Origin of the sequence: Haemophilus aegyptius, from assembly GCF_900475885.1 — a bacterium.
Classification (GTDB): Bacteria; Pseudomonadota; Gammaproteobacteria; order Enterobacterales; family Pasteurellaceae; genus Haemophilus; species Haemophilus influenzae.
Window position 1 is genome coordinate 1,734,592 of sequence record NZ_LS483429.1, and the last position, 26,218, is coordinate 1,760,809.

Genomic DNA, 26,218 nt, shown 5'->3' on the forward strand with positions numbered 1-26,218 from the left:
CAAAACCATTTAGTATTTATTTTTTACTTTCCGTTTTTGCTTCGGATAGGCCGTTTGCTTGATTAATTTTCTGATCTGAATTAAAAATAACGAAATCAGCTGCTATTTTTTCAGCTTCTTTTAAGAAGAAATCTGGTGCTTCGTAATCTTTCGGCAAATCATCAATATCTTTCAATGCTTTCTTACCCTCACGTTTAAAACGTTCGTTCAAATCTTTTAAACGTCTTGCATCATCTTTATCATTCTCTGCTTTACGCATTTTATAATTCAATGATAGAAATTTTCGATCTCGGCGTTCATTTCGCACTTTCAATTCTTCATTCAATGCAACAAATTCAGGATCTTTAGCAATACGAGAAAGATGTTTTTCATTTAGAATATTTACTGCATTATCAATATAATCGATATTTCCTACTTCCATATAACTCGCTGATGGGATTTTATCCCAAGCAAGCGCATTATCTTCTTTATCTTCCCCATATTCTTTCGCATCTATAATTTCAGGAAAATTAATATCTGCTGCAACACCTTTTAATTGGGTTGAACCACCATTAACGCGATAAAATTTTTGAATAGTATATTGCAAAACACCCAACGGACTCTGATCTAAATCATAGATAAAATTTAACGAACGACTCTGTTGCACCGTACCTTTACCAAAAGTATTTTGCCCGATGATAATACCTCGACGATAATCTTGCATTGCTGCAGCAAAAATTTCTGATGCGGAAGCACTGTAACGATTAATCATCACAAATAATAACCCCTTATATTGTTGCGTAGCATCATCATCTTCATGAACACGAATACGCTGATAAGCATCGCGAACCTGCACAACAGGGCCATCGGCAATAAATAAACCACTTAACGCCACCGCTTCCGTTAATGCACCACCGCCATTTTCACGTAAATCAACAATAAGAGCCTCAGCTTTTTGATTTTCTAATTTAACCAGTAGTTTTTTGACATCTTCGGTTAATCCAATATAAAAACTTGGAATTTTTATTACCGCAATGTTTTTTCCTGACACTTTTTCAAAGGTTAGTTTAGCCGCTTGATCTTCAATACGGACTTTATCACGAACCAAAGTAATAATACGTGATTTTCCCCCTTTAGCAGGCTCAATTTCTAAGCGAACTTTAGTGCCTTTTTTCCCTTTAATTTTTTCTACCAAATCTTCTAAACGCCAACCAACAACGTCTTCAATATCGCCTGTTGCTTGCCCAACACCAATGATTTTATCCCCAGGATGCAGCTTTTTACTACGTTCCGCTGGCGCACCAGGTACAAGAGATTTGATGCTAATTTCATCATCTTCTGATTGTAAAGTAGTCCCAATGCCTTCCAAAGAAAGATTTATACTTTCATTAAAACTTTTTGCTGTTCTTGGGGAAAGATAACTGGTGTGAGGATCAATTTCACGTGCAAAAGCATTCAAATAAATTTGAACAATATCGTCTGCTTTTGTTTGCGTTAAACGACGAATGGCTAAATTATAGCGTTTTGTAAGCTTTGCTTTGATTTCTGACCATTTTTTATCTTTTAATTTAAGATTAATAATGTCATTTTTTACGCGAGCATCCCAAAGTTTATTCGCATCAGCTTCAGTTTGTGGCGCAGCCGCTTTTTCACGATCAATTTCAATTTGATCTTGACCATTTAAATCAGGCTCTTTATCTAATAAAGATAACGCATAAGTATAACGTTCATAGCGACGTTTCATCATTACATCATAAATGTCAAACGCCGCAGAAAGATCGCCTTGATTCAATTGTTCATCTAACTTAGTACCATATTTTTGACGAAGTTCGTCTATATCAGACTGCAAAAAAGTATTGTGGCTAAAATCTAAATTTTTAATATAACGATCAAAAATTTTCTCGGAAAAATCATCATCTAATTTAATCTTACGATAATGGGATTGAGTTAATCTTGTCGTTGCACGCTTAGTTGCCAACTGGCTTTCTTCACTTATCGCTGGAATACTAATGTCACTTGGTTTTAATGTAGGTTGTACAGCAAATGCAGGAATTGCTCCGCTCAAACACACCGATAACCACGCATAACAAATCACATTTTTTGACATTTTAAATTTCATAACCATTTCCGAGTCAATTTTTATTTATTAAGCAAATAAACGATCTGCAGCAACGTTCATAATCAAACCATTTTCCAGTTCAACACGTGCTGAATCTTTTAATACTTCTACCACTATTGCTTTTTTAGCATTATCTCCAGCTTTAACTTTCACAACAGAACCAACAGAAATTTGTGAAAAATCAACCGCACTTAGTGATAATTTACTCTCTTTTTTAAGGTTTTTATTCGCAGGTTTACGCAGATGCTTTTTTTGTTGTGCTTTTTTAGCTGCAGCTTCTGCTTTACGTTTTTCCGCAAAACGCGCTTTCGCTTCAGCAAGTTGCTGTGCAGCGTGAGCAACGTGTTCTGCATCTAATACACCCGCAGGATTACCCTGTAAATCAACACGCACTGCACCTTCACGACAGCCATATAAATAACGCCAATTTGATGTGTATTGGCGAAGAGCCTGACGCAATTGGGTTTTACTTACGCGTTCATCATCTTGTAATGCTTCAGCTAAATCTTGAAATAAACCTATTTTTAATGGTTTTGCTTCGCCCTCTAAAACAAAGCAAAGAGGAAATTTTTCTGCTAAATAAGTAATGATAGCTTTTGCGTTGGTTAATTTTTGCACTTCCGTTTGCACATCTGTAACTTGAGATGATAATTGTATGTCAGTCATAGTTATATCCTTGAGGCTATTAATAAAATAAAGATTTGCTTAGTTTATCGCACTTTTTACAAAATTAACAACGGATCCCGTTATGCTGAATAAATTTCACACAAAAATAACGCCAAGACTTCACAAATACGTTAAAACAACGATAGAATGGCGCGTTTTTGATTTATAAAGAAAGACCACAAGCGTGCCTAAAACAAAGCTAACTTCGCCTCCATTTAAAATTTTAAAATGCACAGAATGTGATGCTTGCATTAACGTGCCTTCTATTCTTCAATCAAATGAACAAGCCGAATGCCCACGTTGTCATCATCTATTAGAAAGTAGTACGAGGTGGTCATTACATCGTTGTGCAATGATTGCATTATCTATTTTGATATTAATGCCTTTTTCCTTGAATTACCCCTTATTAAGTTTACATTTATTGGGTATTAAAATTGATGCCTCTATTTGGGATGGCATTTGGAAAATGGCAGTGGGTGGTTATGAATACACTGCGTTTATGATCTTTATTTGTGCAGTAGTAATGCCGATTACGTTTGCACTTTTAGTGATTATGCTTTGGCTGGCTAAGATTTTTCAGATAAAACCTCGTAGTGTTTTACTATTTCTTGGTTACATTAAAGCTTGGGTAATGTTTGATGTTTATTTAGTGGCACTCGGAGTAACCATATTTAAAGTACGCGAATATGCAACATTAGAAATTAATATTTATTTAATTCCTTTTATTTTTACCGCACTTTTAACTACGTTGCTTTTTATCAAACTTAATCTTTCCGCCTTATGGCAGGAATTTTATCCTGAATGCACTTCAGTTTATACAAAACAAGCTGTTGAATTATGTCCTGCTTGCCACTACACCTTTACGCAAAAATCTATCTATTACGATCATCAACAAAAGATTTGTTGTCCCCGCTGCCAATCGCCTCTTAATACATCGGATAAGCTAAAATTACAAGCAACTTGGGCAACCTTAATTGCAGGGATTATTATGCTTTTTCCTGCAAATATATTACCTATATCTGGCATTTATTTAACAGGCGCATTATCTGAAGATACTTTAATTTCTGGGGTTATTTCATTTGTTAAATCAGGTAGTTATTTTGTTGCTTTTGTTGTATTTTTTGCCAGTATTTTCGTGCCTATCAGCAAAATTTTTATTATGCTTTACTTACTTGCTTGCGTGCATTTTAAATGGCAACATTCTATTAAATGGCAAATGCGTTTATTGCATCTAGTACATTTTGTTGGACGCTGGTCTATGCTTGATTTATTTGTATTAGCCTTAATGATGTCGCTTGTCACACGCGGAGAAATCATTAATTTTACCGTAGGGCCAGGCGCATTTTATTTTGGTGCAGCCGTATTTTGCACTATGCTTTCCACCTCACAATTTGATAGCAAATTAATTTGGAAAATTTATGACAGAGAAAAATAATTCCTCCTCAATAGAAGAAAAATATCAAGAAATAACGGCGAACTTACGTAAAACCAAACGCATTTCGGCTTTTTGGCTATTGCCTTTTATCGCATTATGTATTGGGGCAATTTTATTCTTCCAAATTGTGAAAGAACGCGGTACTAGCATTACGATTACTTTTACCAATGGTTCAGGTATCGTTGCGGATAAAACTCAAATTCGTTATCAAGGATTACAAATTGGCATAGTAAAAGAAGTTCATTTCACTGATAACCTGCAAAAAGTGGAAGTTGTAGCCAATATCAATCCTGAAGCATCAAGTATTTTGCGTGAAAATACAAAATTCTGGCTTGTTCAACCAAATGTTTCTCTTGCTGGCATTTCAGGATTAGATTCTCTCGTGTCAGGTAATTACATTACTCTTCAACCGGGTGATGGCGATCGTGAAGATGAATTTATAGCAGAAGAACAAGGCCCTATTGCACAAGTTTCCGCAGGAGATTTATTGATTCACTTAATTTCTGATGATTTAGGTTCGATTTCTATTGGTGCGTCTGTGTATTTTAAAAAATTACCTGTAGGAAAAATCTATGATTACCGTATTAATAAAAACAGTAAAGTAGAAATAGATGTGGTCATTGATAAAGCCTATGCCAAGTTTGTGAAAAAAGATTCACGCTTTTGGAATATTAGTAGCATTAACGCGAACATTAGTCCATCAGGCTTAAACCTAAATGTAGAAAGTTTAAATGCCGTTGTACAAGGGGCGGTTTCTTTTGACTCTCCCGCTGACAGCCCAAAAGCAGATGAAAATAGTCATTTCACGCTCTATACCAATTTAAAAGCGGCTAAACGTGGGATGGAAATTAAGGTAACAATTCCTGCCTCTTCCGCTCTTATTGCAGGGCAAACGGAAGTTTATTCTCAAGATAATGCTATAGGGATTCTCGCCAAGCTAAGTGCGGTAGAAAATAACGATGAAATTTTAGAGGGCAGTTTATTGATAGATCCAAACCAAGCCTCTTTGTTTAAAGCGAATAGCAAAATTGTCCTACGCAATAAAAAAATGGATCTTGGCAATTTATCAGAGCCAAAAAAATTCTTTCGTGGCGAATATTTTGATGTGATTGCGGGAGACGGCGAAACTAAACATCAATTTAACGTGATTAAAGAAAATGAATTATTACTCAATGCGCCTAACACGTTAGTTTTAACCCTTACTGCGCCAGAAAATTATGGTGTAAACGAAGGGCAAAATGTGTTTTATAACAATATGATAATTGGGCAAATTGTTTCACAAACAATAGATGTAAATGGCGTACAATTTAAAGCAGCAATTGCCTCTGAATACCGCAATTTAATTCACGAAGATACACAATTTGTGGCAGCAACCAATTTTGATATAAGCGTTGGATTAGATGGATTGCGTTTTGAATCCGCGACACCAGAAAAATGGTTACAAGGCGGCGTTCGAGTGCTGGCAAAACAAGGTCAGGGAAAAGCTAAAACCAGTTATCCGCTTTATCAAAATATCAGCAATGCTGAACATGGCATCACAGGAAATATTCTTACGCGAACGATAACCTTACACACCCAAACCTTACCAAGCATTGATAAAGGCTCTCTTGTACTATATCGTCAATTTGAAGTAGGAAAAATTTTAAGTATTAAACCTAAAACAAATAACTTTGATGTAGACATTTATATTTATCCTGCTTATCAACATTTATTGACAGATAAAAGCCGTTTTTGGGTAGAAAGTGCAGCAAAAATAGATGTAACTCCAAAAGGCATTAGTATTCAAGCAACGCCACTTGCACGCTCCTTAAAAGGAGCAATTGGCTTTGATAATGGCGGTTCGGGCAATAATCGAACACTTTATGCAAATGAAAGTTATGCAAAATCCATTGGGTTTGTAATTACGTTAATCACAGATGATGCAACTAATCTTAGCAAAGGAATGAATCTGCGCTATCTTGGTTTAGATGTGGGGCAAATTGACAGTATTCAGCTTGATGCAAAAGCAAAACGCATCACTGCAAAAGCCCTAATAAATCCAAATTATATGAATATAATTGCAAAAGAAGGGGCTAATTTTACGATAATCTCGCCACAAATTTCGGCAGGCGGAATAGATAACCTTGATAGTTTATTACAGCCTTATATTGATATTGATATTGAAATTGGTAATGGAAACACAAAAACACAATTTAATTTAGCGCAAACGGCACCACAGCGTAATAAATTTAGCAATGGCACGCCGTTTATTTTAGAAACGCGTGATGCGATGAATTTAAGTGAAGGTTCGCCAATTCTTTATCGAGGTGTAGAAGTTGGCACAGTGAAGAAATTTGAACTTAATAGTCTTGGTGATCGTGTGTTAGTGCATATTGCCATTATGCCGAAATATAGCCATCTTGTTCGACAAAACACAGAATTTTGGATCGCATCAGGCTACGACTTTAGCTTAGGCTGGAAAGGTGCGGTATTTAATACGGGTAGCGTTCAGCAGTTGCTAAAAGGTGGGATTTCTTTCTCCACACCAGCAGAAAAAGAAATTCAACCGCAAGCGCAGCCCAACAAACGTTTCTTGCTTCAAATAAACCGCCCTGAAGAAGTACAAACTTGGGGAAGTGGCGCGTTATCAAAATAACATAAATGAAAATATTTAATCTGCACCTTAATGAATTAGGGTGCAGATAAGCTATTACCATTTTTCTAATGCTTCTTTATCACTCTCTCTTGCTTCAATCCAACGCTCGCCTTGATTGGTTTGTTCTTTTTTCCAAAATGGGGCTTTAGATTTTAAAACATCCATAATGAATTCATTGGCGTGATAGGCATCTCCACGATGTGCGGAACTTACCCCCACTAAAACAATTTCATCGCCAGTTTGTAAAAGCCCAACACGATGAATTACCGATACACGTTGAACATCCCAACGTGCTTTCGCCTGTTCTACAATTTCACGTAAGGCTTTTTCTGTCATTGCGGGATAATGTTCTAAATACAAACTAGATACTGCATCGCCTAAATTAAGATCGCGTACTTTACCCACAAAAATAACCGTTGCGCCAACCGAATGTAACTCAGAAAGCCATTGATAAACGGCATTTTGATCAAAAGGCTGTTCTTGTACCGCAATTTGAATATCCGTCATTTAGCCCCCTGTTACCGGTGGGAAAAAGGCAATTTCATCGCCATTTTTTACCGCACTTTCTAAAGGCATTAAGGTTTGATTAATTGCCACTAAAAGTTTACCTTTTTCCAGTGCCAATGCCCATTTATCGCCCTTTTGAGCAAGGTGTTCACGCACCGCTTCCGCAGTGGCAAAATTATCTTCTAATTGAATAGCATCAATGCCAATTAATTCACGAGTTTGAGCAAAAAATAAAACATTTAACATCTTATTTTTCCTCCGCAATAAAATGACCTGATTTTCCACCGCTCTTTTCTAACAAGCGAACGTGCTCAATCACAATGTCTTTCTGCACAGCTTTACACATGTCGTAAATGGTTAAGGCTGCTACGCTTGCGGCAGTTAGTGCTTCCATTTCTACGCCAGTTTTTCCAGTTAATTTGCAAAGAGATTGAATGCGAACTTGGTTGGTTTCAAGTAACGGTTCTAAATTCACTTCTACTTTAGAAAGTAACAATGGATGGCAAAGTGGGATAAGCTCCCAAGTGCGTTTTGCGGCTTGAATACCCGCAATACGAGCAGTAGCAAATACATCGCCTTTGTGATGTTTACCTTCCACGATCATGGAAAGAGTTTCTTTTGACATAGTTACAATGGCTTCGGCACGAGCTTCACGAACAGTTTCCGCTTTAGCAGAAACATCCACCATATTGGCTTCGCCTTGAGAATTGATATGTGTAAATGTAGTCATAATATAATAAAAGTGCGGTTAAAATATTGAATGTTTTAAATAAGCGACAAAAGGAAGCAGATGAATATTACCATTCATCTCACTTTGCTTTTTAGCCACCAATAGAAGCTAAATGATTTCTTACACCAGTATCACCGATATGCAAATAATGATGTTCACGTTTGCCTTGAAGTGCGGCAAAAATACGAGCCTGTAAAATACCTTGCAGTTCGTGCGACTGCAATAAATCACGTAATTCAATGCCTTCTTCGCCAAATAAACAAAGATGAAGTTTACCTTTTGCTGACACTCTTAAACGATTGCAACTTGCGCAGAAATTCTTCTCATAAGGCATAATTAAGCCAATTTCGCCTGCATAATCAGGATGCGTGAATACTTTAGCAGGACCATCAGTGTGAGATTTATGCTGTAATGTCCAACCATTTTTCAGCAATTTATCCGCTAATACTTGTCCTGAAAGATGGAATTTATCAAAGAAACTATCCATTTCGCCCGTTTGCATCAACTCAATAAAGCGCATTTGAATTGGGCGATCTTTAACCCAAGCGAGAAATTGTTCAAATTCTTTATCATTCAGATTTTTCATTAAAACTGAATTGACTTTAACTTTGTTGTAGCCCATTTCAAATGCACGATCGATACCACGCATCACGTCATCAAATTTATTGATGCCTGTAATTTGATGGAACATTTTTGGATCTAAGCTATCAACACTGACGTTAATAGACGTAATCCCTGCTTGCTTCCAATCAGCCACATCTTTTGCCATGCGATAGCCGTTTGTCGTGACGGCTAATTGACGAATGCCATCAATGTTAGCAATGCTTTCAGCAATAGAAATAAAATCTTTGCGTAAAGTCGGTTCGCCACCCGTTAAACGGATTTTCTCTGTGCCCATTTCAGCAAAGGCTTGAGCAAGATGGGTGATTTCTTTTAAGGTTAAGAAACTTGGTTTGTTAGCTTCGGGTTGATAACCATCAGGTAAACAATAGGTACAACGAAAATTACACTGATCGGTAATCGACAGTCGTAGATAGTAATATTGACGTTGGAAAGGATCGACTAAGCGAGACTCTCCCACGTTCTTGATAGGAATGGATTGCATTTTACACCTTTCTAAATATGGAGAGGATAAACCGTTTCCAGCGTATCCCTGAATAACGTACCGCGTTATTGGCTTGCCACCGTATTTTTTTTGTGAAACTTAGGCTAAACAAGCTCGGAGTTATGCGTTAAATTTGATTTGTCGTCATTCTAAAAGATTTCACTTCATAAACACAATCAATAATATTAATGAAAATCAGTATTTTCCTAAATTCTTAAAAATCAATTATATAAAAAAATACATAATGAATTTGAGATCGACAAATTAATGATAATGATGATCTTTTCATTATGATTTTTACCCAAAAAATAACCGCACTTTAATCTATTCCGAAAAACAAACTAAAGTGCGGTTATTTCCACAAAAATTTTGAGTTGGTCGATAAGCCGAGTTCTGTCGTGGACAATCATTCCTCTAGGCGACAAATTACTCTGCCGCTCAAGCAACCTACCCGAATCCTGAGCGGGCAACCCATTGGATTCCTATTTGGTCTTGCTACGAGTGGAGTTTACCCTGCTGCACGTTGTTACCAACGGCACGGTGCGCTCTTACCGCACCCTTTCACCCTTACCGTTTACACGGCGGTCTGCTCTCTGTTGCACTGGTCGTCGGCTCACGCCGCCCGGACGTTATCCGGCACTCTGCCCTGTGTAGCTCGGACTTTCCTCTCGTTTACTTGTCCCACTAGGTCGTATAAATACGGTTAAGGGCTTCAATAAACCAGCGATTGTCTAACCAACTCGGCGCGTAGTATAGGGGCAATCATTAGTGCGGTCAATAAAATCCCCAATTTTAGATATAGCTCGTCAATCTTATAAACAATAATGCCTCGCTTGCATCGAATTTTTCATTCGTATTTTTTTATGATTCCGCTAAAATAACGCCAATTTCAACCGCACTTTTAGGAAGAAAAATGAACTATCTCCAAATTGCACAGAATTCCCTTTCAGTGGAAAGCAACGCACTTTTACAACTCAGCCAACGTTTAGGCGAAGATTTTAATCAAGTCGTAAATTTAATTCTTGCTTGCAAAGGACGATTAGTCATCGGCGGAATAGGAAAATCGGGGTTAATCGGAAAAAAAATGGTGGCGACATTTGCCTCTACTGGCACACCAAGTTTCTTTTTACATCCGACAGAAGCCTTTCACGGCGATTTAGGTATGTTAAAACCAATTGATATTGTGATGTTAATTTCCTATAGTGGCGAAACCGATGATGTCAATAAACTCATTCCAAGTTTAAAAAATTTCGGTAATAAAATTATTGCCGTGACGAGTAACAAAAATTCCACACTTGCACGCCATGCAGATTATGTTCTAGATATAACTGTTGAGCGTGAAGTCTGTCCGAATAATCTCGCACCAACAACCTCCGTACTTGTCACACTTGGCCTTGGCGATGCGCTTGCCGTATCACTTATTACTGCACGGAATTTCCAACCAGCTGACTTTGCCAAATTCCATCCAGGTGGCAGTCTTGGTCGCCGTTTATTATGTAAAGTGAAAGATCAAATGCAAACTCACTTACCAACAATTTTACCCACCACCAATTTTACTGACTGCCTCACAGCGATGAATGAAGGGCGAATGGGCGTTGCCTTGGTAATGGAAAACAAGCAACTTAAAGGCATTATCACGGATGGCGATATTCGCCGCGCGCTTACAGCCAATGGTGCCGAAACGCTGAATAAAACAGCCAAAGATTTTATGACAAGTTCCCCAAAAACTATTCATCAAGACGAATTTTTATCCAAAGCAGAAGACTTTATGAAAGCGAAAAAAATTCACTCACTAGTCGTTGTTAATGATGAAAATCACGTTGTGGGTTTAGTGGAATTTTCAAGCTAAGGAATTTCAATGCAACAAAAATTAGAAAACATTAAATTTGTTATTACTGATGTAGATGGTGTGCTTACCGATGGACAACTTCATTATGACGCCAATGGCGAAGCCATCAAAAGTTTTCACGTTCGCGATGGTTTAGGCATAAAAATGCTGATGGATGCGGGTATTCAAGTGGCAGTGCTTTCTGGTCGAGACTCCCCTATTTTGCGTCGTCGTATTGCCGATCTTGGCATTAAATTATTCTTTCTTGGAAAACTTGAAAAAGAAACGGCTTGTTTTGATCTGATGAAACAAGCAGGCGTCACTGCCGAACAAACCGCTTATATTGGCGATGATAGCGTAGATCTCCCCGCCTTTGCTGTTTGTGGAACTTCTGTTGCTGTGGCTGATGCCCCTATTTATGTGAAGAATGCTGTTGATCATGTACTTTCTACCAATGGTGGCAAAGGTGCCTTCCGAGAAATGTCCGACATGATTTTACAAGCTCAGGGAAAATCTTCTGTGTTTGATAGTGCCCAAGGTTTCCTAAAATCAGTGAAAAATATGGGACAGTAATAACTCATTCGTCAATGTTATTGCTCAATAAAAAATAAAGTGCGGTTAATTTTCAAGGTGTTTTAAAATCTCTCAAAAATCAACCGCACTTTTATCTTTATAACGCCCCCACGCTCTGACAGTTTATCTCTTTCTTAAAATACTCATAGAACTGCGGTAAAAGTTGCGTAATCAAATTTAATTGCTGATACGGTAAACTAAAGACCGCTCGTTCTTCTGCCGTCATCTCTTGTTTTTCTAATTCTTTTAAATGTGTTTCGATACTTTCTTGCTGTTGGTTAAAAATAGCTTCGGGTATTTCTTCAATGTGTTCTAAAGTATAGATAATTTTCTTTGCCACAGGATAAAAACCAGATAAAAATTGTGTGGTCTGTTGCAAATTTTTCATTCTGTCTCGATAAGCTCCCAGTGCTGAAATATAGCTTAATAGAGAATAATTAAGCTTGAGCAAATCAAAGCCTTTTTGTAAATATGCCTTATATTTCACTGGTTCATTATTCATATTGGAAAGTGTTGTACTCAGTGCGGCTGCATATTGATGGGCATTGCGACGTGCTATGCGATATTTAAGATCGTCACTTTTACCAAATTGCAATTGACTAATAATATGCAATAAATACACCGCATCACTCCGCAATGCTTGATGACTCACTTTATCAAGTTGCAAATATTTCCAATCTGGCCATAAGTAAGATACGGCAAACCATGAAATCGCGGCACCAAGTAAAGTATCGAGTAAACGAGGCATTAATGCGGCTGCCGTATCAAATCCCATGACATCAAAACTGAGCAATACTTGTAGTGTGATGAAAAAGGTCGAGAAACTATAATTATTACTACGGAAGAAAAAGAACAAAGTACTTGTGAGCACCACAAGACCCAGTTTTAATTCTAAGGTTGGATTTAAATAAGGTAATAGAGACCCTACCACTACGCCTAATATCGTGCCGATAATGCGCTGACGCAAACGTACTTTAGTTGCAGAATAGTTTGGCTGGCACACAAATACAGTGGTCAATAAAATCCAATAACCAAGATTAAATTGGAAAAATTCAACAATTGCACAACATAAAAATACCACAATAGATAAACGCACTGCGTGACGGAACAACGGCGATTCAAAAGTAAAATGGCTAAAAATCACCGCACTTATATTTTTTAACCCAGTGATTTGTTCCGTATGAATTTGAGCCAATTGTTCTGTATCCGTCGTTTCTTGTCCCAACTGGCGAAGTTGCCAGTTAATACTTTGTAAATTATCTAACAAGGTTTGAATATCAATCAGTTCATCTTGATCATTGAGATGTTGTGTTCGATAGAGTTCAAAGGAATGCAAGGTGCCTAAAAGGGATCGTTCGACACGTTCATTAAAATGATAAGGTTTATTTTCACGCAAACTCGCCGTAATTTCTTTACAGGATTGTGCTTGTAGCTCTAATAAACGTTGAATACGGAAAATCAAATCTGTATTTTTTAGTTTTTCCGTTATTTGTTGATAATCAAAATGCGTAGAATTGGCGCGTTCGTGAATATCTTGCGCAGCAAAATAATAACGTAACATTCTCTGAGTACGAGGATGGCGATGTTGTCCTCGAATGCGATAAAAAAGCGCGGTGCGAACAATATTAAATGCCGTGACAACATTCGTATTTTTCATTGCAAAATTGAGGTGTTTTTTTTCAATCTCAGCCACTTCGTCAGGATCAAAAAAACAGGATTTGGTATCTAAATATTCGCCCAACGCACAAAACGCTTTAGCGACACTTTCTTGCACGGGACGATTTGGGAAAAATAGGTAAACAATGATAGCGACCACACTATAAAGCAAAGTACCGCATAAAATCATTACAGGGTTAATAAACCATACATTTACCTCTGGGATATAAGTTAATGTGGTGTAAAGCGCAACCACTAATGAACCGAAAGCAATGGTGCTATAACGCTGCCCCACGGCACCAATTATAGTGAAAATAAATGTCAGCACCGTCATTAACACAATATATTGGATAGGCTTGCCAATATGTAACTGCACAATAAAGGAAGAAATAGAAAAGGCAATAAGGGTAAAAAATACGTTTTTCAATCGTCCAGTTAAACGGTTATCCAAATCCACCAAACCACCTGCAATGATCCCTAGAATCAAAGTCATTGATTGCGAAGAAATATCAAAAAACCATATTCCCACTGCCGCAATATTTACGGCAATAAAAACAGGAATTGTAGAAATTACTTTAGCATTTAACCGAATATTCATTTCAAATCCTTATGAAAATAGAAAAGTGAGCAACAAGGCTCACTTTTTATTGTATAAAGTGCGGTCATTATTTATGGGATTTTGCCCAGTTTAAGAAACGTGTTTGAGTTTCTTTATCCGCTTGTTGGAACCAATATTGGAGCTGTTGCTCTGCAACATTTTCGCCCTGAACAACCACTTTGCCTTTATTCGCTTTTGCATTACCTGCTGGAGCAGCAACCATTGAATTAGCAGAAGTTGTTGCAGTAAATTTAGAAACTGATGCCGTTGCACCAGACGCGTTATATTCAGCAAGATCATTTAGTACATTAGCAGTTGGGAATAAACCTTCCTGTTTTAACACATCCACTTTCGCTGAAATAGCATTACCTGATTTTGTTTTCACAGTAATATTTGGCATTTGATTGAATTTATCGCCACTATCAAGATTACGAATAACTGGTGCGGAAATAACCAAATCTTCAGCATTACCTTTAAATGTCACAATCACAGGATTAGATTCAAAAAGAGATTGATTCGATCCTGAACCAACAATTTCATTTAAACGCACAACAACCTGATGGCTTTGGGTATCATCTACAGTAAATGTCTTAGCTTTTCCGAGAGATTTAGAGGCTTTTTGACCATCAATCGCTAAAAACTCAAGGTTAGATGACGTAGAAACCATTCCAGCAAAAGTTGCCGTACTTGCGCATAATGTGGCAAGACCTAATACAACAGCGCGTAATTTCATAATTGCTCCTTTGGTATAAATGAAATACTCGCTTATGTTATGCCAAATTAGCCAAAATGAAAATATAAAAAGTCAGAATTAATTTAAAATTTTTTGTTATAAATAGCGCAAACAATCACAATGTTTTATTATGTTGGCGATCTACACACCAAACCAGTGTCGTGAAAATTTAATCCATTAAATATCAACGGGAGTAACAATGTTGAACGATATTTTAACAAGCTATGGAATTTTTATTTTAGAAATTTTAACAATTTTATTACTCATTCTTGCTATTGTTGGTTTGATTATTTCTTATCGCCAACATAACAAGTCTAAAGTGGGAGAATTAGAAATTAAAGATTTATCAGAAGAATTTAATGAACAAGTTCGTTTATTACGTGATTTTAATCTTTCTGAAGAAGAACAAAAACAACGCACTAAAGCTGAAAAAAAAGCGGAAAAACAAAATGCTAAAAAACGCAAAGAAAAATTGAAAAAAGGCGATACTTTAGAAGATGAAAAGAAAGCTTGCGTATATGTATTAGATTTTTGCGGCGATATTTCAGCCTCAGAAACAACCGCACTTCGTGAAGAAATTTCAGCTATCTTAAATGTCGCCAAATCTGAAGATGAAGTATTACTACGTTTAGAAAGCCCTGGTGGCATTGTGCATAATTATGGATTTGCAGCCTCTCAATTGTCTCGCTTAAAACAAAAAGGCATAAAATTAACCGTTGCCGTTGATAAAGTGGCTGCAAGTGGCGGTTATATGATGGCTTGCGTTGCCGATAAAATTGTATCCGCACCTTTTGCTGTTATTGGTTCTATTGGCGTTGTCGCTCAAATTCCAAATGTTCATCGACTATTGAAAAAACACGATGTCGATGTAGATGTAATGACTGCGGGCGAATTTAAACGTACAGTGACCGTATTGGGTGAGAACACTGAAAAAGGCAAACAAAAATTTCAACAAGAATTGGAAGAAACACATAAATTATTCAAACAATTTGTCTCACAAAATCGCCCTTGCCTAGATATTGATAAAATCGCAACAGGCGAACATTGGTTTGGACAACAAGCCATTGCATTACAACTTGTAGATGAAATCTCAACGAGTGATGATTTAATTTTGGAAAAAATGAAAGAAAAACAGGTGCTTAATGTTAAATACCGTTTAAAAAAATCCCTAATAAAAAAATTCGGACGACAAGCTGAAGAAAGTGCAATTAATATCATTCATCGTTATAGTACAAAACAGTCTAGAGACTTTATGTACTAAACATTTATCCACAAAAAAGCAGAAGTTTTTATTTCTATGTTTACAAGACAAATCTTTGTCATTAAGATACTCGCCGATCTTTAGGGGTTTTATTATATTTAATTCATAAAATTTAGTTACTCATCAAGAGGCCTATATAAATAAAAAGGTAAGACAAATGAAATTATCTCGCATTCTATTATCAACCATTGCTATCTCTGCGCTTTCTGCCTGTGGCAATTTAAGTAAAGTGACTGATGCTGGTACACCAGAATATAAAAATATAAATGGAGAACAAGTTCCCCAACTAGTATGGCCAAAAATTGATTCCGCAACCTTTAATCACGATGGCCGTCAATTTGGTTCTTGGCCAAATTGGGACAATCTCCGAATGATTGAAAGTGGTATGAATAAAGACCAAATTCGTCAATTAATTGGAAATCCACATTTCACAGAAGGATTATATGGTGTATCTGAATGGGATTACGTATTCAACTATCGTGAAAATGGAACACACAAAATTTGCCAATACAAAGTTCTATTCGATAAAAATCACAATGCACAAAGTTTTTTCTGGTTTCCAAATGGTTGTAACGGTTATTCCACATTTAATTTAAGTGGCGATTTCTTATTCGATTTTGATAAAGACACTTTGTCAGAAAAAGGTAAAAAAATCATTGATAAAGTATCCTATCAGTTGAAATCTAATGGTGCTAAAGACATTAAAATCGCAGGATATACAGATCGCTTAGGCACTGATTCATACAACTTAGAACTTTCTCAACGCCGTGCAAACAGCGTGAAAAATCATTTAGTTAAAGATGGCGTGACTGCTCAAATAACAGCAATAGGCTATGGTAAAAATCCACAAATAAAATCTTGTAATGACGTTCCTCAAGGAAAAGCATTAAAAGACTGCTTACATCCTAATCGTCGAGTTGAGATCATTGCTTCTGGTTCTATCTTAAAATTACAAGAAGGAACTAAAATTAATGGTGGTACTCAAGGACCAACAAAATTATATCAAAAATAATTGATATTAGGCGAGGCAACTGGCTACTTACATAAAATCTGAATGTGATTAATTCAGGATATTACGCAGCTAATCGTTTAAATGATTAGCTGCGTTTTTTATTTCAATAACAAAATCGCAACTTACCATTTCCCCTTAGCAAAATTTTCTATTGTTCTTGCTTCCATAAATAGGGATAATAACGCCCCTATTCAAAAGGCAAAAAATAATGACGCACTATATTTTATTGATTATCGGCACCGCATTAATTAACAATTTTGTATTGGTAAAATTCTTAGGACTTTGCCCCTTTATGGGTGTATCCAAAAAAATTGAAACAGCTGTGGGAATGGGATTAGCAACAATGTTTGTTTTAACTGTTGCTTCCCTTTGTGCATATTTGGTCGATCACTATATTCTAATTCCCTTAAATGCCACTTTTTTACGTACATTAGTGTTTATTTTAGTTATTGCTGTAGTGGTGCAATTTACCGAAATGGCAATAAACAAAACAAGTCCAACATTATATCGTTTACTCGGCATTTTCTTGCCTTTGATAACTACAAACTGCGCAGTACTTGGTGTCGCATTATTAAATGTAAATCTCGCTCATAATTTAACAGAGTCTGTCGTTTATGGTTTTGGTGCATCTCTCGGCTTTTCCTTAGTATTGGTACTTTTTGCCGCGCTTCGTGAACGTTTAGTCGCCGCTAATATACCTGCCACTTTTCGCGGTTCAGCCATTGCTTTAATTACCGCAGGCTTAATGTCCCTCGCTTTTATGGGATTTACAGGACTTGTAAAATAATAAAATGATTTACCTTTTAATGATAATAACTCTGTTAATTTTATTTATTGGGTTCTCTCAGTATTTTTCAGGAAAAAGAAAGAAATAATGACCTTTTTATTCATCGTAATTACGCTACTCGCTTTAATTTTCGGTGCGATTTTGGGCTTTGCATCAATCAAGCTCAAAGTGGAAGCTGATCCTGTCGTAGAGAAAATTGATGCTATTTTACCGCAAAGCCAATGTGGGCAATGTGGTTATCCTGGTTGTAAGCCTTATGCTGAAGCCATTTGCAATGGCGATGAAATCACAAAATGTATTCCAGGTGGTCAAACAACTATCGTAAAAATTGCCGAAATTTTAGGGGTTGATGTACCAACAATGGAGGGCATAGAAGAACCTATCGAGAAAGTTGCTTTTATTGATGAAAATATGTGTATTGGCTGCACAAAATGTATCCAAGCCTGTCCCGTTGATGCCATTATTGGTACAAATAAAGCAATGCACACGATCATTCCCGATCTTTGTACAGGTTGCGAGCTTTGTGTTGCGCCCTGCCCGACAGATTGTATTTTAATGATTCCCGTGAAAAAAAATATTGATAATTGGGATTGGAAATTTGATGCAAAACTCGTTATTCCAGTAATGAATGTCGATGGCTCTGAAAAAAAATTGGTTGTGGGGGAATAAATGGCGGACGTATTATCTCGTTTCAATTCCGGTAAATTATGGGATTTCAAAGGTGGAATTCATCCACCAGAAATGAAATCTCAATCTAATTCACAGCCATTACGCCATCTGCCTCTCGGCACGGATTTTTACATTCCACTCAAACAGCACCTAGGAACAACAGGCAATCTTTTAATAAAAGAGGGCGATTACGTCTTAAAAGGACAAGCCTTAACAAAAGGCGATGGCTTGCGTATGTTGCCAGTTCACGCGCCCACTTCTGGCACAATTAAATCGATTAAACCTTATGTTGCCACGCATCCTTCAGGTCTTGATGAACCCACAATTCATTTACAGTCGGATGGTTTAGATCAATGGATCGAACGTAATCCTATTGATGATTTTTCAACGCTATCGCCAGAACAACTTATTCACAAAATCTATCAAGCAGGTATAGCAGGTTTAGGCGGTGCAGTATTCCCAACTGCTGCCAAAATTCAGTCAGCAGAGCAAAAAGTCAAACTCTTAATTATCAATGGTGCAGAATGTGAGCCTTATATCACTTGTGATGATCGTCTTATGCGTGAACGCGCTGATGAAATCATAAAAGGCATTCGTATTTTACGTTATATATTGCACCCTGAAAAAGTTGTCATTGCCATTGAAGATAACAAACCAGAAGCCATATCGGCAATCCGCAATGCACTACAGGGAGCAAATGATATTAGCGTTCGGGTTATTCCAACAAAATATCCTTCAGGTGCTACCAAACAACTGATTTATTTGCTCACAGGGATAGAAGTGCCAAGCGGTGAGCGTTCATCCAGCATTGGCGTATTAATGCAAAATGTGGGAACAATGTTCGCAATAAAAAGAGCAGTTATAAATGACGAGCCTTTAATTGAGCGTGTTGTCACCCTTACTGGAAATAAAATCGCTGAAAAAGGCAATTATTGGGTGCGTCTTGGCACACCCATTTCCCAAATATTGAGCGATGCGGGCTATCAATTTGACAAGCATTTTCCTATATTTGCAGGTGGGCCAATGATGGGGCTAGAGCTTCCAAACCTAAATGCGCCTGTGACAAAACTTGTCAATTGTTTACTTGCGCCAGATTATCTTGAATATGCCGAACCTGAAGCAGAACAGGCTTGTATTCGTTGTTCTAGCTGTTCTGATGCCTGCCCAGTAAATTTAATGCCACAACAACTTTATTGGTTTGCGCGCAGTGAAGATCACAAAAAATCGGAAGAATACGCTCTCAAAGATTGTATTGAATGTGGAATTTGCGCCTACGTATGCCCAAGCCATATTCCTCTAATTCAATATTTCCGCCAAGAAAAAGCTAAAATCTGGCAAATAAAAGAAAAACAGAAAAAATCAGATGAAGCCAAAATTCGCTTTGAAGCAAAACAAGCACGGATGGAACGTGAAGAACAAGAGCGTAAAGCACGTTCACAACGTGCAGCACAGGCTCGCCGTGAAGAATTAGCACAAACTAAAGGGGAAGATCCAGTCAAGGCGGCACTCGAACGCTTGAAAGCGAAAAAAGCCAATGAAACAGAATCAACGCAGATTAAAACACTAACCTCAGAAAAAGGAGAAGTTTTACCTGATAACACAGATTTAATGGCACAACGTAAGGCACGCCGTTTAGCTCGTCAGCAAGCAGCATCTCAAGTCGAAAACCAAGAACAACAAACTCAACCAACCGATGCGAAAAAAGCAGCAGTTGCAGCCGCACTTGCTCGTGCAAAAGCAAAAAAACTTGCGCAAACAAATAGCACCAGCGAAGCCATTTCAAACACTCAAACCGCAGAAAATGAAGTAGAAAAAACAAAAAGTGCGGTAGAAAAAACACAAGAAAATTCAACCGCACTTGATGCGAAAAAAGCAGCCGTAGCCGCAGCGATTGCTCGGGCAAAAGCAAAAAAACTTGCACAAGCAAATAGCACCAGCGAAGCTATTTCAAACGCTCAAACCGCAGAAAATGAAGTAGAAAAAACAAAAAGTGCGGTAGAAAAAACAGAAGAAAATTCAACCGCACTTGACCCTAAAAAAGCAGCCGTAGCCGCCGCCATTGCTCGGGCAAAAGCGAAGAAACTGGCAAAAACACAAGCAACATTAGAAAATAATCAGGAATAAAATAATGTTTAAAATGGTTAGCTCCCCACATACCCATTCGGGAAAACTCACAGCGCATATTATGCTTTGGGTCATTTTGGCAATGATGCCCGCTTTTTTCACGCAAATTTATTATTTTGGATTTGGCGTGGTGCTTCAATCCGCATTAGCCATTGGTACGGCAATCATTGCGGAATTTATTGCAATAAAATTACGAGGTAAAAAACCGCTCAATTATCTTTCAGATTTCAGCGTAGCCCTGACTGCGTTAATTTTGGCAATGGCTATTCCACCTTATGCACCTTATTGGGTCATCATCATTGGAACACTCTGTGCAGTTTTATTAGGTAAACAGGTTTATGGGGGTTTAGGGCAAAACCCATTCAATCCCGCGATGATTGGCTATGTAATTCTTCTAATTTCATTCCCATTACAAATGACAACTTGGATGCCACCAATTAATTTATTACAGGAACCACCGACTTTTTCAGATACTTTTTCATTAATATTTTCAGGTTTAACCACGGATGGATTTACCCTTTCACAACTTACACATAACATTGATGGCATCACCCAAGCAACGCCTTTGGATAGCGCAAAAATTTTCTATAAAAGTCACACTCAATTAAGTGATTTTTATGAATTAATTAAACTGCCTATATTTATGGGTAATGGAACTGATTTCGCTCAAGGCTGGTGGCAAATCAACGTGGCTTTCTTAGCGGGCGGAATTTTCCTTATTTTAAAACGCATCATTCACTGGCAAATTCCAGTGGCAATGCTTGTCACCTTTTTCTGTTTAGCCACCGCGACCGCTTTTACTGGTTTCACACATTTAAGTGCGATTAGCCAACTCGTTAGTGGTGCAATGATGTTTGGTGCATTTTTTATTGCAACAGATCCTGTCACAGCCTCCATTACACCACGCGGAAAAATTATTTTTGGCGCATTAGTGGGGTTATTTGTTTATCTCATTCGTTATCACGGAAATTATCCAGACGGCGTGGCATTCGCCATTTTATTAAGTAATATTTGCGTCCCACTTATCGATCATTACACACGTCCGCGCGTATCTGGTTATCCAACAAAAGGAAGAAAATAATGGGTACAGTAAAAATCACATCGCGTTATGGCATATTGTTAGGCTTTATTGCCCTACTTTGCACAGCAATTTCTGCAGGGATTTATTTCCTAACCAAAGATAAAATTGATGCGGTAATCGCAGCACAACAGCGAGAATTACTTCTACAAGTTATCCCACAAGATTATTTCAACAATAATTTGCTAGAAAGTGCGGTTATTCCTCAAGATAAAAATTTTGTGGGTATCCAAAAAATTTATTTTGCGAAAAAAGATGGAAATATTTCTGCCTATGCCTATGAAACCACCGCACCAGATGGTTACTCTGGTGATATTCGCTTGCTTGTGGGATTAGATCCGAAAGGCGAAGTGTTAGGCGTACGAGTAATCGAACATCACGAAACACCAGGCTTAGGCGATAAAATTGAACGCCGAATTTCTAACTGGATTTTAGGTTTCACAAATCAATCGATTAATGAACATAATTTAAGCGAATGGGCGGTAAAAAAAGATGGCGGAAAATTTGATCAATTTTCTGGTGCAACCATTACACCTCGCGCAGTGGTTAATCAAACTAAACGCTCAGCATTAATCATGCTAAATAATCAAGCCTTGTTACAACAGCTTTCAACACAAGTGAAATAATATGACAGATTTAACTGAAAAAAATACCGCACTTGAAGAAGAAAAAATAGAAAGTGCGGTTGAAAATCAACAAAAATCCATCTGGAAAGAAATTTTTGCTCAAGGAATTTGGAAAAATAACCCTGCGGTTGTTCAACTTCTCGGGCTTTGTCCACTTTTAGCGGTGTCTAGCACCGCCACCAACGCGCTTGGTTTGAGTTTAGCAACAATGCTTGTACTCACTTGCACAAATACGGTCATTTCCCTTTTCCGTCAATATATTCCTAAGGAAATCCGTATTCCAATCTACGTGATGATCATTGCAACCACAGTAACAGCGGTTCAACTTTTAATGAATGCTTACACTTATACGCTTTATCAATCACTGGGGATTTTTATTCCATTAATTGTGACCAACTGTATTATTATCGGTCGCGCAGAAGCATTCGCCTCAAAAAATAGCTTACTCCATTCCATCTGGGATGGGTTTTCAATGGGATTAGGAATGGCACTTAGTCTAACCATACTCGGCGGATTACGTGAAATTATTGGACAAGGCACGATTTTTGAGGGCATAGAAAATCTATTTGGCGAACAAGCAAAATTTTTAACGCACCATATTTACCATACAGACAGTAGCTTTTTACTTTTCATTCTGCCACCAGGCGCATTTATAGGCTTAGGCTTGCTCCTCGCCATAAAAAATCGAATTGATAATGTAAAAAAATAAAGCAACCAAATCTTGCCTTTCCCTGCTTGCGGGGGAAGGTGTCACGAAGCGACGGAAGGGGGCTTACAGTCTTCTAAACAGATAATTCCAATAAATTAAATAGGCTAATTTCTACAAAAATATGAACAAAACAAAAAGAATCGAAATACTCACAAGATTACGAGAGCAAAACCCCCACCCGACCACAGAATTACAGTATAATTCGCCCTTTGAATTATTAATTGCGGTCATTCTATCGGCGCAAGCAACCGATAAAGGCGTGAATAAAGCAACAGAAAAACTATTCCCCGTGGCAAACACGCCTCAAGCGATTTTAGATTTAGGATTAGATGGTTTAAAAAGCTATATTAAAACTATCGGGCTTTTTAATAGTAAAGCAGAAAATATTATCAAAACTTGCCGAGATTTAATCGAAAAGCACAACGGCGAAATCCCCGAAAATCGTGAAGCCTTAGAAGCATTAGCAGGTGTCGGACGAAAAACAGCTAACGTGGTTTTAAACACAGCATTTGGTCATCCAACTATTGCGGTGGATACCCATATTTTCCGTGTATGCAATCGCACTAATTTTGCAGCGGGTAAAGATGTGGTAAAAGTGGAAGAAAAGCTGCTTAAAGTCGTACCTAATGAATTTAAAGTGGATGTTCATCATTGGTTAATTTTACACGGTCGATACACTTGTATCGCGCGTAAACCACGTTGCGGATCTTGCATTATCGAAGATCTTTGTGAATATAAAGAAAAAGTTGAATTTTAATTTTGCGGTAAAACAGCCTAATTATTTACCGCACTTTTTATTAAAAATAGGATAAAAAATGACAACAAACAATAAACAGCGACAAACTTGGTCGAGCCGCCTCACTTATGTAATGACGGTCGCAGGCGCAACGGTCGGTTTCGGTGCAACTTGGCGTTTCCCTTATCTTGTGGGTAAAAATGGTGGCGGTGCTTACGTTCTACTTTTCTGTATCGCAATGATTGTAATCGGTATCCCAATGATTTTAGTTGAAAACGTGATAGGTCGCCGTTTACGTGTAAATTCCATTGATGCGTTCGGCGATAAAATTCTCGACAAAGGAAAAGGCATTTCTAAATATTGGAAAATATTAGGTTATATGGGCTTACTCGGTGCATTTGGCATTATGGCGTATTATATGGTGCTTGGTGGCTGGGTTATTTCTTATATCATTAGCCTAATCAGCGGTACCTTAGACATTTCAACCCCCATCACAAAAGACATTGCCAAAAATTTCTACGATCTTCATATCGGCAATAGCCCTTATGAAATTATATATTTGGTTTAACTACGTGAAATTTGTTGTGCCAGTGATTATTTTAGTCATTTTTATCAGCAACCTATTCTAAAAAAGAAAAAACCGAGTTTTAGTCGGTTTTTTTTAATTTCTACAAAAATATTATTACTTTTAAGCCAATTCTTTGTCCGTCTTTTATTATATTTTTTAACCGCACTTTATGATTGTTTTAGCTTGGTTATTGATATGACAAGGTATAAGTTGCGAGGCCTTCTAATTCTCCACCTTCGATTTTTTTGGAATTATCCAATTTAATTAATTCGGGAGTAAAATTAATAATGTACTTATTTTGTTGTTGAAACTCTCTGGTTAATTGAATTTGGTTTTGAGTGCCTTTTTTAGAGCTATCAGGTCCGAAACTGATGTAATTACCATTTTTTTGTTTCAGTTTTATGCCAACATTGGCAGTTTGCGCGCCGTTATTTTTGTAAATCATTTTAAGTATATCAGTTCTGTTGCTAGGATTATTTGCATCGGTAAATACAATCCACGGGTTAATATAAGCGTTTGCACCACAGTCTACGCGAATGCTTACATCATTTTCTTTAATAGGAGAAGTACTGATTTCTGAACTTTTTTTCGTGCCGAAATCTCGAGTATGGTTTGCCCCTCCTTCAATATTACAGGTTACCGCAGAAAGGCGGATGGTTACGTTATTGCCTTCAACGGTTATTCCGCCATCAGAAGTTACCTTTGTAGCAACCGCTGTGCCACCATACCTTCCATCTAATGAAAATGCCCCGAAAAAGGTGTTTTGCAAATTAAGTTCAAACTCGCCGTTTGTATTGATTTGATCACGTTCAAAAGCAAAATCTATTGGCACATAGCGACTAAGATCAAGAGGTTTAATTTTTACCTCTGGGGTTATTATTAATAATCCTGTTTGAGAACAAGCAGTTGGAAATTCTACCTCATATTGAGTAACATCTCTCCATGCTTTATATTGATTATTCCCTGGGTTAAAATTAGCAGGGCCGATAAAAGTTGTTCTTATCTTTAAAATAAAGCCTAATAGAGGAAATCGTTTTAATTGAAATGCGGCTCCCTCTCTTGTTTGAACTATATTCCAAGCTGATGAATCAACCCGATATGTAAATGCAAAACAAGAGTTACTACCTGTAACTCCTCTACTTGGAATACGGTAAGTGTCCAGTTTTATATCTCTTTCGCCCAAAGCATTAATTATACCTGCCATATCAATAGGGCGAGTTGTAGAAACAGGGTTATCTCGTGGAAAAAGATAACGTTGAGTAGTGATTTTTGTTGAAGGATATTTAGTAACAGAAGATATATTAGGAAATCTAATACAAGCACTAAATATCCCAGAATCACAGTCTTGTCTATGCCATTCCCCGACTTTATCCGCCTGCACCTCTTTAGGTATAGCATTGAGAATAATAAAAAGTGCGGTCAATTTTTGAAATGTTTTTACAAATTTATTCATAGAATACCTCAAAGGTCATTTCGCTGGCGACTTTGCCAGCTTTGTCTGAAGATCCAGCGGTTACAGCATAGAATTTGGCTGTTAGGGTAATGTCAAAAGTGTCTCCCTTTGCTTTTGCCCCAAGTTGGGTGCCAGTGTATTTACTACCAGTGGAAGTATCTGTCGGTAGGGGTGGTTTTATTATATTAATCACTTTTCCAGCCTCACTGCCTTCTTTAGCAAAAATTTGGATACCAACACTATCTCGATTGACTGAATCCTGCACCGTGTTTTTTAAATAGTATTGTATATTCGCAAAATTTCCATTAACTACCCGAGCAAATACATAAGGCGAAACAAAATAGTATTTCAAGCGATGTGTGTTGTTCATATTCGGCATTTCGCCACAATTTCTTACAGAAAGAGTAAAGTCTGTTCCACCAACAGTTGTTCCTTCGCCTGTAAACTGATGGCTTCTTACCCGCCCTAAATCGATGGTTTTGCCCGCGGTTTCGGTGGTAATATTACATAGTCTGGCAGCAAGCACCTTGCCTGAAAAAGTCACTTTGCCTTGATTTGCAGCATAGCCTTGTGGCAAGGCGAATAGCAAAAATAGCACGCCTGCCCATAAGCTCGTTTTTTTCATTTTAAC

Annotated in this window: 23 protein-coding genes, 1 other RNA gene, 1 pseudogene and 1 riboswitch; of the genes and pseudogenes, 14 read left to right on the forward strand and 11 right to left on the reverse strand. The window is 37.5% G+C overall.

Features of this window, described 5'->3' with window-relative positions; genetic code table 11:
* Window positions 1-16: 16 nt before the first annotated feature.
* Window positions 17-2,098, reverse strand: a complete 2,082-nt coding sequence (prc, locus tag DQN49_RS08985; protein WP_032826274.1) for a carboxy terminal-processing peptidase — start codon at window positions 2,096-2,098, stop codon at window positions 17-19.
* A 27-nt stretch (window positions 2,099-2,125) separates the two neighbouring features.
* Window positions 2,126-2,764, reverse strand: coding sequence for an RNA chaperone ProQ (gene proQ, locus DQN49_RS08990; RefSeq protein WP_006995836.1), 639 nt, complete (start codon window positions 2,762-2,764; stop codon window positions 2,126-2,128).
* 184 nt (window positions 2,765-2,948) lie between these two features.
* On the opposite strand from proQ, the gene DQN49_RS08995 reads away from it, so the two are divergent.
* On the forward strand, window positions 2,949-4,199 hold the full coding sequence (locus DQN49_RS08995; protein ID WP_013527574.1) for a paraquat-inducible protein A: 1,251 nt from the start codon (window positions 2,949-2,951) through the stop codon (window positions 4,197-4,199).
* On the forward strand, window positions 4,183-6,834 hold the full coding sequence (locus tag DQN49_RS09000; RefSeq protein ID WP_006995833.1) for a PqiB family protein: 2,652 nt from the start codon (window positions 4,183-4,185) through the stop codon (window positions 6,832-6,834). The genes DQN49_RS08995 and DQN49_RS09000 overlap by 17 nt, the downstream gene beginning before the upstream one ends.
* A gap of 54 nt (window positions 6,835-6,888) precedes the next feature.
* Here the strand turns inward: DQN49_RS09000 and moaE are convergent, their stop codons facing one another.
* The 5 genes from moaE to rnpB form a co-directional block, all read right to left on the reverse strand.
* The gene (moaE, locus tag DQN49_RS09005; RefSeq protein WP_006995832.1) at window positions 6,889-7,341 is read right to left on the reverse strand and encodes a molybdopterin synthase catalytic subunit MoaE; all 453 of its coding nucleotides are present in this window, start codon (window positions 7,339-7,341) and stop codon (window positions 6,889-6,891) included.
* Window positions 7,342-7,587, reverse strand: a complete 246-nt coding sequence (gene moaD / locus DQN49_RS09010) for a molybdopterin synthase sulfur carrier subunit (protein WP_005684958.1) — start codon at window positions 7,585-7,587, stop codon at window positions 7,342-7,344.
* 1 nt (window position 7,588) lies between these two features.
* A complete protein-coding gene (gene moaC / locus DQN49_RS09015) occupies window positions 7,589-8,071 on the reverse strand; it encodes a cyclic pyranopterin monophosphate synthase MoaC (RefSeq protein WP_005642378.1) in 483 nt (160 codons plus the stop codon).
* A 91-nt stretch (window positions 8,072-8,162) separates the two neighbouring features.
* Window positions 8,163-9,176, reverse strand: a complete 1,014-nt coding sequence (moaA, locus tag DQN49_RS09020) for a GTP 3',8-cyclase MoaA (protein WP_006995831.1) — start codon at window positions 9,174-9,176, stop codon at window positions 8,163-8,165.
* A riboswitch (molybdenum cofactor riboswitch) is annotated at window positions 9,165-9,308 on the reverse strand. Its footprint overlaps the gene before it by 12 nt.
* A 234-nt stretch (window positions 9,309-9,542) precedes the next feature.
* An RNA gene (gene rnpB, locus DQN49_RS09025) (RNase P RNA component class A) lies at window positions 9,543-9,919 on the reverse strand.
* A gap of 170 nt (window positions 9,920-10,089) precedes the next feature.
* Between rnpB and DQN49_RS09030 the strand changes: the two genes are divergently transcribed.
* Complete coding sequence (locus DQN49_RS09030) at window positions 10,090-11,025, forward strand: KpsF/GutQ family sugar isomerase (RefSeq protein WP_006995830.1); 936 nt, start codon at window positions 10,090-10,092, stop codon at window positions 11,023-11,025.
* Window positions 11,026-11,034: 9 nt separating this feature from the next.
* Window positions 11,035-11,577, forward strand: coding sequence for a KdsC family phosphatase (locus DQN49_RS09035; RefSeq protein WP_006995829.1), 543 nt, complete (start codon window positions 11,035-11,037; stop codon window positions 11,575-11,577).
* Window positions 11,578-11,674: 97 nt separating this feature from the next.
* Here DQN49_RS09035 and yccS read toward each other — a convergent pair whose 3' ends face one another.
* Together yccS and DQN49_RS09045 are read right to left on the reverse strand one after the other, a co-directional pair.
* Window positions 11,675-13,831, reverse strand: coding sequence for a YccS family putative transporter (gene yccS / locus DQN49_RS09040; protein WP_006995828.1), 2,157 nt, complete (start codon window positions 13,829-13,831; stop codon window positions 11,675-11,677).
* A 67-nt stretch (window positions 13,832-13,898) separates the two neighbouring features.
* The gene (locus DQN49_RS09045) at window positions 13,899-14,564 is read right to left on the reverse strand and encodes a curli polymerization inhibitor CsgI-related protein (protein WP_006995827.1); all 666 of its coding nucleotides are present in this window, start codon (window positions 14,562-14,564) and stop codon (window positions 13,899-13,901) included.
* Between the two features lie 199 nt (window positions 14,565-14,763).
* Between DQN49_RS09045 and sohB the strand changes: the two genes are divergently transcribed.
* The 10 genes and pseudogenes from sohB to DQN49_RS09095 all read left to right on the forward strand — a co-directional run.
* A complete protein-coding gene (gene sohB, locus DQN49_RS09050; RefSeq protein ID WP_006995826.1) occupies window positions 14,764-15,825 on the forward strand; it encodes a protease SohB in 1,062 nt (353 codons plus the stop codon).
* A 157-nt stretch (window positions 15,826-15,982) separates the two neighbouring features.
* Window positions 15,983-16,837, forward strand: a complete 855-nt coding sequence (locus DQN49_RS09055) for an OmpA family protein (protein ID WP_006995825.1) — start codon at window positions 15,983-15,985, stop codon at window positions 16,835-16,837.
* A 208-nt stretch (window positions 16,838-17,045) separates the two neighbouring features.
* On the forward strand, window positions 17,046-17,624 hold the full coding sequence (gene rsxA, locus DQN49_RS09060; protein WP_006995824.1) for an electron transport complex subunit RsxA: 579 nt from the start codon (window positions 17,046-17,048) through the stop codon (window positions 17,622-17,624).
* An 87-nt stretch (window positions 17,625-17,711) separates the two neighbouring features.
* Complete coding sequence (gene rsxB, locus DQN49_RS09065) at window positions 17,712-18,293, forward strand: electron transport complex subunit RsxB (RefSeq protein ID WP_005650033.1); 582 nt, start codon at window positions 17,712-17,714, stop codon at window positions 18,291-18,293.
* Window positions 18,294-20,417 (forward strand): electron transport complex subunit RsxC, encoded by a 2,124-nt coding sequence (rsxC, locus tag DQN49_RS09070; protein ID WP_006995823.1) that lies wholly within the window; start codon window positions 18,294-18,296, stop codon window positions 20,415-20,417.
* A gap of 4 nt (window positions 20,418-20,421) precedes the next feature.
* Window positions 20,422-21,498, forward strand: a complete 1,077-nt coding sequence (gene rsxD, locus DQN49_RS09075; RefSeq protein ID WP_006995822.1) for an electron transport complex subunit RsxD — start codon at window positions 20,422-20,424, stop codon at window positions 21,496-21,498.
* Complete coding sequence (rsxG, locus tag DQN49_RS09080; protein ID WP_006995821.1) at window positions 21,498-22,121, forward strand: electron transport complex subunit RsxG; 624 nt, start codon at window positions 21,498-21,500, stop codon at window positions 22,119-22,121. Before rsxD ends, rsxG begins: the two co-directional genes overlap by 1 nt.
* Window position 22,122: 1 nt before the next feature.
* Window positions 22,123-22,830 (forward strand): electron transport complex subunit E, encoded by a 708-nt coding sequence (locus DQN49_RS09085; protein WP_006995820.1) that lies wholly within the window; start codon window positions 22,123-22,125, stop codon window positions 22,828-22,830.
* Between the two features lie 121 nt (window positions 22,831-22,951).
* Complete coding sequence (gene nth / locus DQN49_RS09090) at window positions 22,952-23,587, forward strand: endonuclease III (RefSeq protein WP_005631918.1); 636 nt, start codon at window positions 22,952-22,954, stop codon at window positions 23,585-23,587.
* Window positions 23,588-23,645: 58 nt separating this feature from the next.
* Window positions 23,646-24,125 (forward strand): annotated as a pseudogene (locus tag DQN49_RS09095) (sodium-dependent transporter); the annotation flags it as partial.
* Between the two features lie 196 nt (window positions 24,126-24,321).
* Here DQN49_RS09095 and DQN49_RS09100 read toward each other — a convergent pair.
* Window positions 24,322-25,587, reverse strand: a complete 1,266-nt coding sequence (locus DQN49_RS09100; protein WP_006995818.1) for a fimbrial protein — start codon at window positions 25,585-25,587, stop codon at window positions 24,322-24,324.
* A complete protein-coding gene (locus DQN49_RS09105; protein WP_223395553.1) occupies window positions 25,580-26,212 on the reverse strand; it encodes a fimbrial protein in 633 nt (210 codons plus the stop codon). Before DQN49_RS09105 ends, DQN49_RS09100 begins: the two co-directional genes overlap by 8 nt.
* Window positions 26,213-26,218 lie beyond the last annotated feature (6 nt).